Source organism: Virgibacillus sp. JSM 102003, assembly GCF_041949995.1.
Classification (GTDB): Bacteria; Bacillota; Bacilli; order Bacillales; family Amphibacillaceae; genus Lentibacillus.
Window position 1 is genome coordinate 1 of record NZ_JBHFQH010000021.1, and the last position, 15,885, is coordinate 15,885.

Below are 15,885 nucleotides of genomic sequence, written 5' to 3' on the forward strand. Positions count from 1 at the left end.
AACAATTAATTTACATATATGCTCTTTAAATTCCCGTTCTTTCCATTCTCCCATAATAAACACGTCCTTTTTTAAAATTATACACGATTCTCATTTTGACGTGTCCATTAAAAAGACTAACTTTAAAGTTGTCACAAAATCCGCTGAAGTTCACAATTAAATCGCCGAAGTTCACAATTCCAACTCCAGCAAAATAAAAGTTGCATCACCAAAGGAAAACGCTTACAATATAAAGTAAGAATATTTCAATAGTGAGGTGCGCTTATGTTTTCACATCGGAAACTGCAACATTCACTCACCAATAATAACGGATATCCAGGAGGCATGGTTTAACGACCATAGCCTCCTTTTACTTTGTGTGCTTTATTATAGTAAAGCGATGATACGGAGGTGCAGTATGATTATTTTAACAGAGGGAACGTTGACACTTGATGAGGTAAAACGGGTTGTTTTTGACAACGAGCAGGTAGCCTTATCAGAAGATACCAAGATAAACGTAATGGCCAACCGAAAAACAGTCGAGGATATGCTTGACGAAAAACAGACCATGTATGGGATCAATACTGGATTTGGCAAGTTCAGTGATGTCTTAATTGCCGAGGAAGACTTGGATGAACTGCAGTTAAATCTTATACATTCGCATGCATGTGGTGTCGGTTATCCATTCACAGAAACAATTAGCCGGACAATGCTGCTGTTGCGAGCCAATGCGCTTGTTAAAGGATATTCGGGGGTGCGGCCGCAACTGATAAATCAGTTTATCGAGCTGATTAATGCTGGGATTCATCCGGTTATTCCTGAGCAGGGTTCACTTGGGGCGAGCGGTGATTTGGCACCATTGTCACACCTGGCATTGGCCTTACTTGGCGAGGGGGAAGTTTTTTATAACGGAAAACGGATGAACACAATGGATGCGTTAGAAGATGCAGGTGTCCCACCGTTAACACTTAAGGCAAAAGAAGGGCTTGCGCTTATTAATGGGACACAGGCGATGACTGCTGTCGGTGTGGTTGCCTTTCTGGAAATGGAAAAGCTGCTCCATCAAAGTGAACAGATTGCAGCTATGACCATGGAAGGATTAAACGGGATAATGGATGCATTTGACCATGACTTGCACCAGGTACGGGGCCATCAGGAACAGATTGATGTAGCAGCACGAATTCGTGAAATTCTCTGTGACAGCAAGCTTACAACAAAGCAGGGTGAAATACGGGTGCAGGACGCGTATTCATTAAGGTGCATTCCACAAGTTCTTGGAGCATCCTGGCAAACCGTTAATTATGTAAAAGAAAAGCTCGAAATTGAAGTGAATGCCGTAACCGACAACCCGCTGATTTTTTCAGATGAAAATAAAGTAATTTCTGGCGGGAATTTTCACGGACAGCCAATTGCTTTTGCGATGGATTTTTTGAAACTCGGAATTGCCGAGACTGCTAATATCGCAGAGCGCCGGATTGAACGTCTGGTGAATCCACAGCTAAATGATCTGCCACCTTTTCTAAGCCCGAATCCAGGTTTGGAATCAGGAGCTATGATTATGCAATACAGTGCTGCGTCACTCGTTTCGGAAAATAAAACGCTCGCACATCCGGCAAGTGTCGATTCAATCCCGTCGTCAGCTAACCAGGAGGATCATGTGAGTATGGGAACGATTGCGGCACGTCATGCACTGCAGATGCTGCAAAACGCACGGCACGTTGTTGCGATTGAACTTATTTGCGCGATGCAGGCAGTTGAGTTTCGAGGTATTGAAAATATGGCATCACAAACGCGTGAATTTTATAAGAAAGCTCGTAATCTCGTTCCTAGTATCACGAAAGACCGTGTTTTTGCAACGGATATTGAAAGACTAGCAAACTGGCTGAAAAATGATGAGGAAAGTGAAGTGAAACATAAAGGAGGGGTTTTACATGAGTAAAGTGACGGCGAAAAAAGGTTTAGAACTGGAATGTAAAGGCTGGGAGCAGGAGGCTGCATTACGGATGCTGTACAACAATCTTGATCCGGAAGTGGCAGAAAACCCGGATGAGCTTGTAGTCTATGGTGGTATTGGTAAGGCTGCACGTAATTGGGAAGCGTTTGATGCGATTGTTAACACACTTCGCAATCTGGAGAATGATGAAACAATGCTGGTTCAGTCCGGTAAGCCTGTTGGCGTTTTTAAAACACATAAACATGCACCACGTGTGCTTCTTTCCAATTCAGTCTTAGTTCCAAAGTGGGCAACATGGGATCATTTTCATGAGCTTGATAAACAAGGGCTAATGATGTACGGGCAAATGACAGCAGGAAGCTGGATCTATATTGGAACACAAGGGATTTTACAAGGGACCTATGAAACATTTGCGGCACTCGCCAAAAAGCATTTCGATGGATCATTGAAACATACAATCACATTAACGGCAGGACTTGGCGGAATGGGCGGTGCACAGCCGCTTGCTGTCACGATGAATGAAGGGGTAGTTATTGCTGTAGAAGTGGATAAAAGCCATATCGAAAAACGGATTAAGACAAAATATTGTGATGTAATGACTGATAATCTTGATGAAGCAATTATACTGGCAAAAGACGCAAAACAGAAAGGTAAGCCTTTATCAATCGGATTATTGGGAAATGCTGCTCAGGTTCACCATGAACTTTTGACAAAAGATATTCAAATAGATATCGTAACAGACCAAACATCAGCACACGACCCTCTAAATGGGTATATACCAATTGGATATAATGTTGAGGAAGCGGCTGTGTTACGCAAAGATGATCCTGCCAACTATACCAAACTAGCAAAACAGAGCATGGCTAAACACGTGGAAGCAATGCTTAATTATCAGCTAAAGGGATCAATTGTGTTTGATTATGGCAATAACATTCGCCAGGTTGCTAAAGATGAGGGAATTGCGGAGGCCTTTAATTTTCCAGGCTTTGTACCCGCATATATCCGGCCACTGTTTAGTGAAGGTAAGGGACCCTTCAGGTGGGCAGCATTATCAGGCGATCCGGAAGATATTTATCGCACCGACCAATTAATCAAAGAACTGTTCCCGGAAAACGAGGGGCTTATTCGCTGGATTGATATGGCACAGGAGCAAGTAGCCTTTCAAGGATTGCCTTCACGTATTTGCTGGTTAGGCTACGGAGAACGGGCGAAAATGGGGCTCGCCATTAATGAATTGGTCCGAAACGGTGAATTGAAAGCACCAGTCGTTATCGGCCGTGATCATTTGGACTGCGGATCTGTTGCATCACCAAATCGTGAAACAGAAGGTATGAAGGATGGCAGTGACGCTGTTGCAGATTGGGCCGTTTTGAATGCCTTAATAAATACAGCAGCCGGCGGTTCATGGATATCATTTCATCATGGCGGTGGAGTAGGTATGGGTTACTCGCTCCACGCAGGCATGGTCGCTGTAGCAGACGGGACTGACTTGGCAAAAGAACGATTGGAACGGGTATTAACAACTGATCCTGGAATGGGCATTATCCGCCATGCTGATGCAGGCTATGAAAAAGCGCAGCGATTTGCAGAAGATCATGACATTACAATTCCAATTAAAAAGTAGGGGGCGCTATTATTATGAAAGTAGATACACTTATTACAAACATTGGGCAGCTATTAACAATGGATAAAAAAGGACCTGTTAAAGGTGGCGACATGAATGACTTAACGGTAATGGAAGGGGCTGCCGTTGCGACTGAAAACGGTAAAATTGTCTGGATTGGTTCAGCAGAAAAGGCGGTTAACATTCAAGCTGATAAAACAATCGATGCAGAAGGAAGACTTGTTACACCAGGACTTGTCGAGCCTCATACTCATCTGGTTTTTGGCGGGTCCCGTGAAGAAGAAATGGCACTAAAACAGCAAGGTGTTCCTTATTTGGAAATCTTAAAGCAGGGCGGAGGTATTTTATCAACGGTAAATGCTACACGGGAAGCGTCATATGATGACCTGCTTGAAAAGGCGCTATTTCACCTGGATCGAATGGTTATGCATGGAATAACAACTGTCGAGGCGAAAAGCGGATATGGACTTGATAAACAAACAGAACTTAAACAATTGCAAGTAACTAAGGAAGCTAACGTCAAACATCCACTCGATATAGTTTCGACATTCATGGGCGCTCACGCAATTCCGCCCGAATACAAAGAAGATCCTGAAGCATTTTTAGGTCTGATGAGTGAACTTTTTGAGGAAATAAAAGAAAAGAACCTAGCAGAATTTGTAGATATTTTTACCGAAACAGGTGTCTTTTCAGTTGAACAATCCCGCCGCTATTTGAAAAAGGCGAAAGAAAAAGGTTTTGGCTTGAAAATACATGCTGATGAAATCGATCAATTAGGTGGAACCGAACTTGCTGTCGAGGTTGGAGCAATTAGTGGAGAACATTTGGCTGTTGCGTCTGACAATGGAATAAAACAATTAGCGTCATCGAATACAATTGGCGTTATCCTACCTGGAACTGTTTTTTATTTAGGAAAAGATACGTATCCTCGTGCCCGGAAAATGATTGATGAGGGAGCGGCTGTCGCTGTTTCTACGGACTTTAATCCGGGAAGCTCGGTAACAGAGAATCTGCAGTTAATTATGTCAATTGCAGCGTTAAAATTAAAGCTAACACCAGCTGAAATATGGCATGCTGTGACAGTTAATGCAGCACATGCGATTGGCCGGGGTCATGAAGCTGGAACGATTGCTACCGGTCGCATGGCCGATCTAGTCATCTGGGATGCCCCTAATTATATGTACATTCCGTATCACTACGGGGTTAACCATGCAAATACGGTAATTAAAAACGGTGAGGTTTTATATAAAAGAGGGGAAATACGATGAGTTTACGTCATGTGAAATCAGCTGGTGAAGCTATTTTTAAGGATCGATATACAACAAAGGCTAAAGAATTATTAACGCCATGGCAAAAGGGGCTTAATCATGATTTTTCAATTGTTGGTGTCCCATTATCCAAACCATCGATAAGTCATTCAGGAGCATCGCAGGCACCAGGCGCGATTCGGTCAGCATTGCAAAGCTACACAACCTATTCCGCTGAGGCTGAAATTGAATTAACTGATCCGATAATTGATTTTGGTGATATTTATATGGACCCGACGGATATTAAGGGCAACCAGCATCGTATATATGAGGGATTGTCAGATGTCTATGCAACTAATGCGGCAAAACACTGGATAATACTTGGTGGGGATCATTCCATCAGTTATTCATCAATCAAGGCATATGCCGAAAACAAGACAGTTGGCGTTATTCAGTTTGATGCACACCATGACTTGCGCAATACAGAAGATGGTGGTCCAACAAACGGAACTCCATTTCGCCGTTTGCTTGATGATGGCATTATAAACGGCGAAAATCTTGTCCAAATTGGAATTCGCGATTTTACCAATGCTAGAGCATACCAGGACTATGCTGATGCGAACGGGGTAACTGTTTATACAATGAATGATGTGCACCAAAATGGAATGAAAGTTATTTTGGAAAAAGAATTAGAAAGACTTGCAGGAAAAGTCGATGAAATTTATATGTCGGTTGATGTCGATGTTTTGGATCAGGCATTTGCACCAGGATGCCCTGCAATTGGTCCTGGCGGCATGGATAGCAATACACTTTTGGAGGGGGTGTTATTTGCTTCTGAAAATAAAAAAGTCAACACAATGGATATCGTCGAAATTGACCCAACAATTGATTTTCGTAATATGACAAGCCGGGTTGCAGCATATGTTATGTTGAGCTTTATGAAAGGGAAACGGATGAATTTTAGAGAGAACAAAAGCGCAAGCGCCTGTTCAGCGCCGTATGGACTGGACTGACCCGTGTGAGATAAAGGATACACGAAGAGCGTAAGCTGCCCCACAGGACGTGGGGTAGTTCGACGATGCCACAGGATGTGGTGGTTTTAGTCGAACATCCTTTATTTCTTATCGTGACACGGGGAGGGAAGTCCACTAGACGCTGAAGCTGGACGTGGTTGATTCTATCCACAGCACTTAAATTTTATAGTACGCTGGATAGTTAAAAAGGAGCCCTAAACAGCAGGCTCCTCAATCATATTATACTTTGCTTTCTTTGATATCTTCCATAGATACCCAGTCATCAGCCCAATGCTGAATTTCCCGAATAACTGGTTCTAAGGCTTTACCTTTCTCAGATAATGAATATTCAATTCGGACTGGGAATTCCGAGTATATATTACGTTTAATAATTTCTTTTTGTTCTAGCAATTTCAATCGATCAGAGAGCAACCTTCCACTAATTGGCAAATCCGCTTCCATTTCGGAAAAACGTTTTGTGCCTTCTAGTAGCTCAAACAATATTAGACCAACCCAGCGTTTACTGATAATTTCCATTGCATTTTCAAAACGCGGACATAAATCACTCATGCAGATCACCTCTCTGACGAAATAATTTGATTACAAATAGTAACCTATTTATATAGTAACATATAACAGGGGTTGCGTAAATTGAACATGATTTGAAGTACCTGTCTGTATCATTTGGTAATTATTTAGATTTGTGAAATAATAACGGTACACGAAATATTATTTTTTTGGAGGTAAAAGTATGGTAGATCAACACACAAAGGAAAAGTATGCTGAATTAGCTTTACGTACAGGGGTTAATTTACAGGAAAACCAAGCGTTAATGATAAATGCGCCAATTGAGGGAGCGGATTTTACAAAAATTGTTGCCCGAAAAGCGTATGAAATGGGCGCAAAGAATGTACATATTAATTGGGTGGATGATGAATTAACCTTATTAAAATACGAAAATGCACCAGATGAAGTGATTGCTGATTTCCCTGAGTGGCGCGTCAAATTACATGACACGTATGCTGAAGATGGAGCGGCTGTATTGTCAATTCGCTCAACAAACCCTGACTTATTAAAGGATATTGATTCATCACGTGTTGCTAAAGCAAATAAAGCTGCTGCACAAGCGATGACGAATTTCCGTAAATATACGATGAATGACCGAATTACATGGTCAATCATCTCGATACCAACAGGTGACTGGGCTCAAAAGGTATTCCCTGAAAAGTCCAAGGAAGATGCAGTTGAAGGTCTATGGGAAGCGATTGTTAAAATTGTTCGTGTTGACCAGGATGACCCAATTGCTGCATGGGATGCACATAATGAAACACTACGAACAGCACGTGAAATTTTGAATAAGAAGGCATATAAAAAGCTTATTTATAAAGCTCCAGGGACTGATTTGGAACTGGAACTTCCAGAAGGACATATCTGGAAAGGCGGGTCTGCAGTATCTGAGAAGGGTACTACTTTTAATCCGAACATGCCAACAGAAGAAGTGTTCTCCATGCCACATAAATATGGTGTTAACGGAACAGTTTCAAGTACAAAACCATTGAATCATGGTGGAAGCCTGATTGATAATTTCAGTCTTACATTTAAAGACGGAAAAGTTGTTGATTACAAGGCAGAACAAGGTGAAGACACACTCAAACATTTATTGGATACAGATGAGGGTGCACGCCGATTGGGCGAGGTTGCACTTGTTCCACATGAGTCACCAGTATCACAATCAGGCCTGATCTTTTACAACACGTTATTTGATGAAAATGCATCTTGTCACATTGCTTTAGGTAAAGCATACCCTACAAATCTTAAGGGTGGAGCAGATATGAACGATGAGCAGCTTGATAAACACGGTGTAAATGATAGTTTAACGCACGTTGATTTTATGATTGGTTCAGAAGAGCTTGATATTGATGGCGTGCTGGAAGATGGCACAACAGAACCTGTATTTCGCAATGGAACATGGGCATTGAATATTAAAGGTGACTAATAATAATGGAGGAGTTGGCAGTAATGTCGATTCCTCCTTTTTTATTAATTCAACTTCGCAGCGTAAAATGAACGCATAAACCTTGAAGGAATAAGAAAGGCTGAAGATACACTATTGAGTTTACTTTAAATCAAGGGTACGTAGTTGATATAAAATGCGAATTAGTGAAGATTTTCTTTTGTTCTAATGATGGCTGAGTGCTTACATTCGTTTCGGCAGAATACTTCGCTTTCCATGGGCACGACCTCAGCCTCCTCAGAAGCAAAAAACGCTTCTTGCGGGGTCTTCGGAACGTGCTGTTCCCATAGGAGTCTACGTATTCTGCCTCCACTGATAGAGGTTTTCTAATTATTGAGTAGTTATAGTCCCTTAGAATTAACGTTTCGTTGAGTTATTCTAAGCTGCGGAAAAATGCGAGACTCCTATGGAAACGGAACAGTCTGAAGACCCCGCAACGAGTGAATTTTGCTCGTGAGGAGGCTGAAGCGTTCCTCGTGGAAAGCGAGTATATTTCCGCAGCGTTGTTTAGCATTTATCTTATAAAGAATGCAAGGAAATTACGAAAAAGTTACTTCGCATTTTACATCTAATGTGTACAAAAGACTTCTATCAATGTTGGTTAGAAAACTTGGCATTCGTTAAAGGGATTCTTATGAAAGCGTATTTTTTCTTTCTTAGAAACCATTATACTCTGGAGTGCAGGCCTTAATATAGATAAGCCTTAGTTGTACTTATGCAGTAAGAAAGGATTTAATCCTTTCTTAACTGCCAAGCCAACAATTAAAAACTTTCTGAGATTCAAAGGCTGTTTGAGCTTATTCTATAGATGCGAAAGTTGAGTTACAATTATCGTTTCTCAATCATAAAAAGTGGCATGTAATAATTAAATAATACATGCCACTTTTTATACTTTTGGTTCGATTGTAGTAGTGAATCATAGCCGGGAAATAGCCCCAGTCATGCAAGGTTATTTTTCACAAGTACTGCCTTAATTTTCGTATAATCATATCCTTCTGGTAACGATTCTTTTAGAGGCTTCAGCTTGGGCTCATCCAATTCATTACGGGCCTGCATGATTGTCTTTTCTTCATCACTGTTAAAAAATATTTCCCATGCGATTGGATATCCATCTTTAAATGCCTTAAAAATATGGCCTTCTATCGTTTGCTTAGATAATTCACGGATTACAGCGATGTCCCTTATCTGTTTACCAGCTTGAAACATCGTGTAACTAATCATGTGACTTGGGCGGTCATCAGCCTGCTTAGCCTTTTTCGGAGCAGTAGATCCGCCCCCGGTTATAGGCACAGCCTTTGTCACGTTTGGATTGTCACGGCGCCATGCCTGAACAACAGCAAGAAAGTCAGCACCAAATTGGTCATATTTTTTTTCACCGACACCCTTAATCGAAAGCATATCTTCCTTCGTTTCCGGAAAATAACGGCTTAGTTCCTTTAACGTTGCATCTGAAAATAATACATATGGTGGAACGCCTTTCTCATCAGCCATTTTCTTACGTAATTCTCTAAGCAAGGTAAACAGTTCTTCCTGATAATCTGCTTCCTCACCTGCGGGAATCGGTGCCGTGTACATCCACACTGTTCGACTGCCTTTTAAGACATCAACTGAGTTCTGATTTAATTTTACTGTTGGAAATTTGCCCTCTTCGGTTGCGAGTATTTGTTCAGCTATTAAAAAATGAATCCATTCGGTTAATGCTTTTTCTGTGTAGGCAGATAATATTCCATAGGTGGAAATCTTATTCAATCGAAAGTCATTTATTTTTTTATCCTTCGATCCTTTTAGAACCTTGGCAGTCATTCCGACACCAAAACGTTCACCCATTCGCTTTACACAGGACAGAATCATTTGTGCTTCTTCCGTTATATCCGTCCGTTCCTGTCGGTGAAGACAATTACTGCAGCGGCCACACGTTTGGTTCGAAGGGTTATCATTAAAATAATCAAGAATAAAGGATGTCAAACAGCTATGTGTATGGCAATAGTTGATCATCGCCTGCAGTTTGCGGTATTCACTTTGCTTTGCGTCATCATCCATGAGTGATTGTTCAATGAGGAATTTTTGCAGCTGGATATCTTGCGGAGAGAATAACAGGATACAATCACTATGCTCCCCGTCACGACCAGCTCTTCCCGCTTCCTGGTAGTACGATTCAATTGTCATTGGCATCGCGTAATGGATAACAAAGCGCACATTGGATTTGTCGATACCCATCCCAAACGCATTTGTTGCTATCATAATAGTCTTTTCATCATGGATAAATGCTGCTTGTGCTTCTTTTCGTTCGGTTTCCGATAATCCGGCGTGGTATTTAGCTACCGAAATACCTCTTTTAGTTAACTGATCATATAATGTATCTGTTTGTTTTCGTGTAGCAGCATAAATAATGCCAGATTCATTTTGATGTTCATCCAAGAAAGACCGGATATAAGTCGGTTTATCTTTTCCTTTAACGATATGGAACGCCAGGTTTTCCCGTTCAAAACCGGTGTTAACAACATGTTCACTTTCTATATCTAATAACGATTGAATATCGGATATAACTTCTTCGGTCGCAGTTGCAGTTAAACCAACCATTACAGGAATATTGGATAATCGTTTTAAGTTGGGAACGATTGAGCGGTAACTAGGTCTGAAATCATGCCCCCATTGCGAAATACAATGTGCCTCATCAAAAGCAATTAGCGCTAATTTAATTCGTTTTATAACAGATACGAAAAAAGAAGATTCGAAGCGCTCTGGTGCAACATAAACGAATTTATAACGACCTGCTTCGATATCATTCAGCCGCGTCTGTTGTTCACTCGCTGAAAGGGAACTATTTATGTAAGTTGCAGCAATTCCTAAAGACAAAAGTGCATCCACCTGATCCTTCATGAGTGAAATTAGTGGCGAAATAATAATAGCTGTTCCATCAAGTGTTAGACCAGGAATCTGGTAGCATAACGACTTACCACCACCAGTTGGCATAACAGCTAATGTATTTTGTTTTGAAGTAATTTTATCAATTGTCTGTTTTTGTCCCGGCCGGAATGTTTCATAACCAAAATATGTTTGCAGGACTTTTTCTTCTTCAATTATCATGTTTATTCCCCTTTGCTTCATTTATATTAACATATTTTTCGTTGTAAAAAAGAGCTAACAAACCGACAAAGTTTGACAAAAAACGGGAAGTGACAGGCACCAAAAAAGAGCTAACTTTTCGTTAGCTCTTAGCTTGAGTAGGAGGGTGCCAGGCTGCCTTTGAATAGGTATCCGATTATGCCGCCGATTATTGCTGGGACGATCCATCCTAGTCCCAGTTCGAAAAATGGCAAAATTCCCAAAGCAGATGTAACAGCTGGCATTTTTAATCCAAACGCAGTCAAGCCATCATACAATGAAACGAACCCCGTCAATAGAATTGCTCCGCGGTATACCGCTTCAGCCCCATTAAATAATTTTTGGGTAAAAGTAAGTAAAATAAGAACAATAGCAATTGGATAAATAAATACAAGTACTGGGACAGAGACACTAATAATCGTGTTTAATCCTTGATTTGCAGTCAGATAACTGGCAACTGTTACAAACAGAATAATCCAATTATACGAAAACCGGGTTATTTTAGAGAAAAACTGCCCGCATGCTACAACTAGACCAACTGATGTTGTAAAGCATGCTAACGCTACGATAAGCCCAAGCAGTAAAGCACCAAAACTGCCAAACATAATATTCGCAGCACTTGATAATATATCGCCACCGTTGGTATAGTTTCCATTAGTTGCCATTTTGGTGCCAATCCAGCCAATCGAACCGTATACCGTTATAAGTCCAATTCCGGTGACAACCCCTGCCTTTAAGGTAGATTTGACAAGTTCTTTTTGTGAAGAAATACCACGTTCTTTAAATGCATTAACTACGATAATACCGAATGCTAAGGCAGCAATTGCGTCCATCGTCAGATAACCTTCGACAAAGCCTGTGAAGAAGGGGGATGCTGCATACTTTTCAGCGGGTCCTGTCAATGGGCTGTCCAATAGTAAGAATCCCCCGACACATAGAGCGACAATAGCAATTAGTAAAACTGGTGTTAAATATTGCCCAATTCGATCAACCATTTTGGATGGATTTCGGCTAACAATATATACTAATACAAAGAAAATTGTAGTGAATAAAAATAAAGAAAGCGTTGAAGTATCCGTGAAAGGTTCGACACTCATTTCATAAGCTACAGTTGAAGCACGAGGTATTCCGAAAAATGGTCCAATTGCTAAATAAACAACTGATGTGAAAATAAGTCCGAACATTGGATGTACACGATCAGCAAGTTCCCTTGCATCGTTTTTTACAAACGAAATAGCAGTTACAGCAAGTATCGGCAAACCAACTCCAGTGATTACAAATCCGGCAATGGCAGCCCAGTAAGAGGTGCCAGAATCAATTCCCAATGTTGGGGGATAGATCAGGTTTCCTGCTCCAAAAAATAATGCGAATAACATAAAGCCTATGATAAATGTATCTTTGTTCATATATTTCGTTCCCTTCTCCTACGATGTTGTTCATGCCGGCAAGTTCACTTTAATTATGTAATAGTTCAGAGAACTTAGCTTCTTAACTGCAAAAATAATTGTGGTGAAAAATTTGAAAAATAGCTTAAAGCAAAATAATTCTAACAAGCTAGGAAACCGCTGTCAATGTATTATATGAGTGAGTTCTAACATTTCTGTGAAACATAATTACTGTAATCTGAAAAAGCACTACCGCGAGCAGTCGATTTAAAATTGTTTACATTCAATCATTACCCATTTAAAATAACTTATTATTGACTTTGTTATCGAAAACTCTAAGTTAGGGGGTCTGATATGGTTGCAACTATACTGACCGAAATTATGCTTATAGGTCTTTTAGGGATTGGCTCCCAATGGATTGCATGGCGCTATCGAATGCCAGCAATTGTCGTCATGTCCATTACTGGTCTGTTGGTAGGTCCGATATTTGGATTTATGAATCCCGAAGAAGACTTTGGAAATTTATATAAACCTATTATTTCTGTGGCTGTAGCAATTATCCTTTTCGAGGGAAGTTTAAATTTAAGTTTTAAAGAAATTCGAGGGCTGGGACGACCGGTTTTCCGGATTTCAACGGTAGGGGCATTTATTGCCTGGATTCTCGGGTCGCTGACTGCTCACTACATTGCCGGGTTGTCATGGGCTGTCGCATTTGTTATTGGCGGGCTGTTTATTGTGACAGGACCAACCGTTATTATGCCACTGCTGCGTCAGTCAAAACTGAAGCCAAGACCTGCAAAAATCCTCAAATGGGAAGGTATTATTGTTGATCCAATTGGCGCATTGCTAGCTGTCTTTGCTTTTGAAATTATTGCCTTTTTGAGTTCGGCTAATCCGGATGGTTCAGCATTGCTATTATTCTTTGCAGCTTCTGTGTTTGCTGGAATATTAGGTTGGGCATGCGGCCGTGGTATTGGCTGGATGTTTGAGACGGGAAATATTCCAGAGTTTTTAAAATCCCCCGCTGTGTTCATCGTCGTCATATTCTGCTTCACATTAGCTGATGAGGTTATGCATGAGACAGGATTGCTCGCGGTTACAGCTATGGGAATGACTCTGGCGAATATCGGAATAAGTTCAGTAGCAGACATGCGCCACTTTAAGGAAAACATATCGATATTATTAATATCCGCAATCTTTATCATGCTTACTGCCTCACTTCAAGTAGAAACGTTACTGCAAGTGTTTGATCCTCATATCATTGGCTATGTAATACTAATGATGTTCGTGGTTCGTCCAATATCCATTTTCCTATCAACATTTGGCACGGATTTATCATTAAACGAAAAATTACTGCTTGGATGGATTGCTCCGAGGGGAGTTGTTGCACTGACGGTATCCAGTTATTTTGCTTCCATTTTGGGTGAAGCAGGCTATCAGGATGCTTCGATTATTACGACACTTACCTTTGCATTAGTATTTTTTACCGTTGTAGCACATGGATTCACAATACGCTGGACGGCAAGAAAGCTACATCTTTCAATGGAGGGAAGACCTGGCACATTAATTGTAGGCAGTAATAAGTTTACGATAAATCTCGCTAAATCACTTAAAAAACAGAAAGCACCAGTCATTATTGTGGATTCTTCATGGGAACGATTAAAATTGGCCCGTGAAGCGGGAATTGCATTTTATCATGGAGAGATGCTGTCAGAGCAAACGGAATACCATTTAGATACAATTCCTTATGATTACTTAATCGCAGCAACTGACTTCCACTCGTATAATGCACTTGTCTGTACAACATTTATCCCAGAATATGGTCGAACGAATGTATTTAAAATCAGTCCTTATAACCTGGTTGATAGTGATGTGAACAGTACCGTTGATAAAGTTGGCGGAAGAATACTGTTCAAAGAGGATGTATCAAAAGAGGAACTAACGAATAAAATCTCAAGTCACTATAAATTTCGCCAGACCGCAATTACCGATCAATATAGGTATAAACAGTATTTAGAAGAAAAAGAAGATGAGACAATTCTTCTGTATATCATTAAGCCATCTGGTCAAATCAAGTTTTACTCAGAAGAAATGAGAGTGACACCAGAGAACGGAGATACAGTAGTCAGTCTCACGCCACCAGTAAAAGAAATAAAAAAAATACGCGAACGAATCGAAAATCAACGCAATGGAAATGAGAATGGAAACGGGAATGAAAGTGAAGAATGAGGAGATACCTCTTCCCGATTGATGTCGAATGTATTAGCTAAAAAACAGGGCTGTCAGAAAGTTATTCTGGCAGCCCTGTTTTAAATTAGGTACTAACTGTTAAGTCCTATTGACAAGCGAAACTAATTGATTACTCCATTTCTTCCAGTTTACGATTACATTCAGCAAGTTCTTTTTCTATCTGAATTAATTTCTTCTCGCCGGCTGAGGTGTTAACACTAAATGATGTTGCTTTTTCCAGATCCCCTTGAATACGAATGTAGTCAGACTTCAGTTCTGCAATCTCCGCTTCAATTTCTTTTTTTGTCATGAATATCACTCCTAGGTAACAGTTTAGCTGAAATGGTCTTTACAAAACAAGAAATTAAGTTACTATTATGTAAATAAAAGGGGGCAGTTTGTATGGATGTTAAGTTCGAATTATCTCTTGCAAATTATAAGAAAAGTGTTGAACCGTTGCTGATGGAACGGGAAGCGTCTAACAACCTGATGCTTGGAATTCTCGATCGGCTTGCAAGTGATAGTGATTCCTACAAAGAAGGCTTTCATTTAGGACTGGTTGAGCAAAATGGTGAAACAATCTACGCATTTTTGCAGACCTCAACGAATAACTGGATCCTTGCTGACGTCAATCATGTACATAATAAAGTTATTCGTAAGGTCGCAGCATTTCTTCATGATACTAACGTTGGTGTTCCTGGAGTATTGGGACCAACTGAAAAAGTGGAAGTTTTTAAGAATGAGTGGGAAAAGCTAACACAATCACAGGCAACTATCGAAATGAAGCAATTAATATATCAACTGGATCAAGTAAATGAAATCCCAGAGACTAAAGGACAGCTGCATGAAGCAAAACCTAAGGATCATCCACTCGTGAAAAAATGGCTGACACAATTCGGTGTAGCAGTAAGTGAAAATATCTCTAAGGAAGATGCAGATAAAATCGCTCAATCGTTTATTTGTAATCGAACGCTTTATTTCTGGGTAGTAGACGGTAAACCGGTTTCCATGGTTAATCGCTCACGAAAAACTAAGAATGGTGCAACGCTCAATGCAGTTTTTACCCCGGATGAATATAAACGGAATGGATATGCAACTGCTGCAGTAGCCAAATTATCGGAAAAACTTCTTAAGGACGGCTTTCAGTTTTGCAGTTTATACACGGATTTAGCCAATTCAACTTCCAACAGTATTTATAAAAAGATAGGCTATTATGAAGTAGCCTCCTCAATTGTATATACATTTAACAATAGGCCCCATTCGTGAAGTTTGTGGCTATTAATAGTACTAGAAAAAACTAAAAAAGCAGCATGGAGTTTTTTCCACGCTACTTTT

The 15,885-nt window shown here is 40.4% G+C and carries 11 protein-coding genes; 7 read left to right on the forward strand and 4 right to left on the reverse strand.

The window, feature by feature from the left end; genetic code table 11:
• Nucleotides 1-397: 397 nt before the first annotated feature.
• Genes hutH through hutG form a run of 4 tightly spaced genes read left to right on the forward strand, consistent with a single transcriptional unit; the run spans nt 398 to nt 5,817 of the window.
• A complete protein-coding gene (gene hutH / locus ACE1TG_RS17990; protein WP_375053793.1) occupies nt 398-1,918 on the forward strand; it encodes a histidine ammonia-lyase in 1,521 nt (506 codons plus the stop codon).
• Nucleotides 1,911-3,557, forward strand: a complete 1,647-nt coding sequence (gene hutU / locus ACE1TG_RS17995) for a urocanate hydratase (RefSeq protein ID WP_375053794.1) — start codon at nt 1,911-1,913, stop codon at nt 3,555-3,557. Before hutH ends, hutU begins: the two co-directional genes overlap by 8 nt.
• A 14-nt stretch (nt 3,558-3,571) precedes the next feature.
• Nucleotides 3,572-4,825 carry an imidazolonepropionase gene (gene hutI / locus ACE1TG_RS18000; RefSeq protein ID WP_375053795.1) on the forward strand — a complete coding sequence of 418 codons (1,254 nt, stop codon included), beginning with the start codon at nt 3,572-3,574 and terminating at the stop codon, nt 4,823-4,825.
• Nucleotides 4,822-5,817, forward strand: a complete 996-nt coding sequence (gene hutG / locus ACE1TG_RS18005; RefSeq protein WP_375053796.1) for a formimidoylglutamase — start codon at nt 4,822-4,824, stop codon at nt 5,815-5,817. The genes hutI and hutG overlap by 4 nt, the downstream gene beginning before the upstream one ends.
• Nucleotides 5,818-6,057: 240 nt before the next feature.
• On the opposite strand, the gene ACE1TG_RS18010 is transcribed toward hutG, so the two are convergent.
• On the reverse strand, nt 6,058-6,387 hold the full coding sequence (locus ACE1TG_RS18010; protein ID WP_375053797.1) for a winged helix-turn-helix transcriptional regulator: 330 nt from the start codon (nt 6,385-6,387) through the stop codon (nt 6,058-6,060).
• A gap of 181 nt (nt 6,388-6,568) precedes the next feature.
• On the opposite strand from ACE1TG_RS18010, the gene ACE1TG_RS18015 reads away from it, so the two are divergent.
• Nucleotides 6,569-7,813: an aminopeptidase gene (locus ACE1TG_RS18015; protein ID WP_375053798.1), complete on the forward strand. Its 1,245-nt coding sequence runs from the start codon at nt 6,569-6,571 to the stop codon at nt 7,811-7,813.
• A gap of 957 nt (nt 7,814-8,770) precedes the next feature.
• Here ACE1TG_RS18015 and recQ read toward each other — a convergent pair.
• Together recQ and brnQ are read right to left on the reverse strand one after the other, a co-directional pair.
• Nucleotides 8,771-10,918 (reverse strand): DNA helicase RecQ, encoded by a 2,148-nt coding sequence (gene recQ, locus ACE1TG_RS18020; RefSeq protein WP_375053799.1) that lies wholly within the window; start codon nt 10,916-10,918, stop codon nt 8,771-8,773.
• A gap of 128 nt (nt 10,919-11,046) precedes the next feature.
• A complete protein-coding gene (gene brnQ, locus ACE1TG_RS18025) occupies nt 11,047-12,342 on the reverse strand; it encodes a branched-chain amino acid transport system II carrier protein (protein ID WP_375053800.1) in 1,296 nt (431 codons plus the stop codon).
• A gap of 333 nt (nt 12,343-12,675) precedes the next feature.
• Here brnQ and ACE1TG_RS18030 point away from each other — a divergent pair, with 333 nt between their 5' ends.
• Nucleotides 12,676-14,550: a cation:proton antiporter gene (locus ACE1TG_RS18030; protein ID WP_375053801.1), complete on the forward strand. Its 1,875-nt coding sequence runs from the start codon at nt 12,676-12,678 to the stop codon at nt 14,548-14,550.
• A gap of 130 nt (nt 14,551-14,680) precedes the next feature.
• Here ACE1TG_RS18030 and ACE1TG_RS18035 read toward each other — a convergent pair whose 3' ends face one another.
• Entirely contained in the window at nt 14,681-14,860 is a 180-nt protein-coding gene (locus ACE1TG_RS18035; protein ID WP_375053802.1) for an SE1832 family protein, read from the reverse strand.
• A gap of 92 nt (nt 14,861-14,952) precedes the next feature.
• Here ACE1TG_RS18035 and ACE1TG_RS18040 point away from each other — a divergent pair, with 92 nt between their 5' ends.
• Nucleotides 14,953-15,816: a GNAT family N-acetyltransferase gene (locus tag ACE1TG_RS18040; protein WP_375053803.1), complete on the forward strand. Its 864-nt coding sequence runs from the start codon at nt 14,953-14,955 to the stop codon at nt 15,814-15,816.
• The last annotated feature ends 69 nt before the right edge of the window (nt 15,817-15,885 follow it).

Bases quoted from the DNA above. Each gene is read 5' to 3' on its own strand.
- hutH (WP_375053793.1), top strand. From the start codon at position 398: ATGATTATTTTAACAGAGGGAACGTTGACACTTGATGAGGTAAAACGG.
- hutU (WP_375053794.1), top strand. From the start codon at position 1,911: ATGAGTAAAGTGACGGCGAAAAAAGGTTTAGAACTGGAATGTAAAGGC.
- hutI (WP_375053795.1), top strand. From the start codon at position 3,572: ATGAAAGTAGATACACTTATTACAAACATTGGGCAGCTATTAACAATG.
- hutG (WP_375053796.1), top strand. From the start codon at position 4,822: ATGAGTTTACGTCATGTGAAATCAGCTGGTGAAGCTATTTTTAAGGAT.
- ACE1TG_RS18010 (WP_375053797.1), bottom strand. From the start codon at position 6,387: ATGAGTGATTTATGTCCGCGTTTTGAAAATGCAATGGAAATTATCAGT.
- ACE1TG_RS18015 (WP_375053798.1), top strand. From the start codon at position 6,569: ATGGTAGATCAACACACAAAGGAAAAGTATGCTGAATTAGCTTTACGT.
- recQ (WP_375053799.1), bottom strand. From the start codon at position 10,918: ATGATAATTGAAGAAGAAAAAGTCCTGCAAACATATTTTGGTTATGAA.
- brnQ (WP_375053800.1), bottom strand. From the start codon at position 12,342: ATGAACAAAGATACATTTATCATAGGCTTTATGTTATTCGCATTATTT.
- ACE1TG_RS18030 (WP_375053801.1), top strand. From the start codon at position 12,676: ATGGTTGCAACTATACTGACCGAAATTATGCTTATAGGTCTTTTAGGG.
- ACE1TG_RS18035 (WP_375053802.1), bottom strand. From the start codon at position 14,860: ATGACAAAAAAAGAAATTGAAGCGGAGATTGCAGAACTGAAGTCTGAC.
- ACE1TG_RS18040 (WP_375053803.1), top strand. From the start codon at position 14,953: ATGGATGTTAAGTTCGAATTATCTCTTGCAAATTATAAGAAAAGTGTT.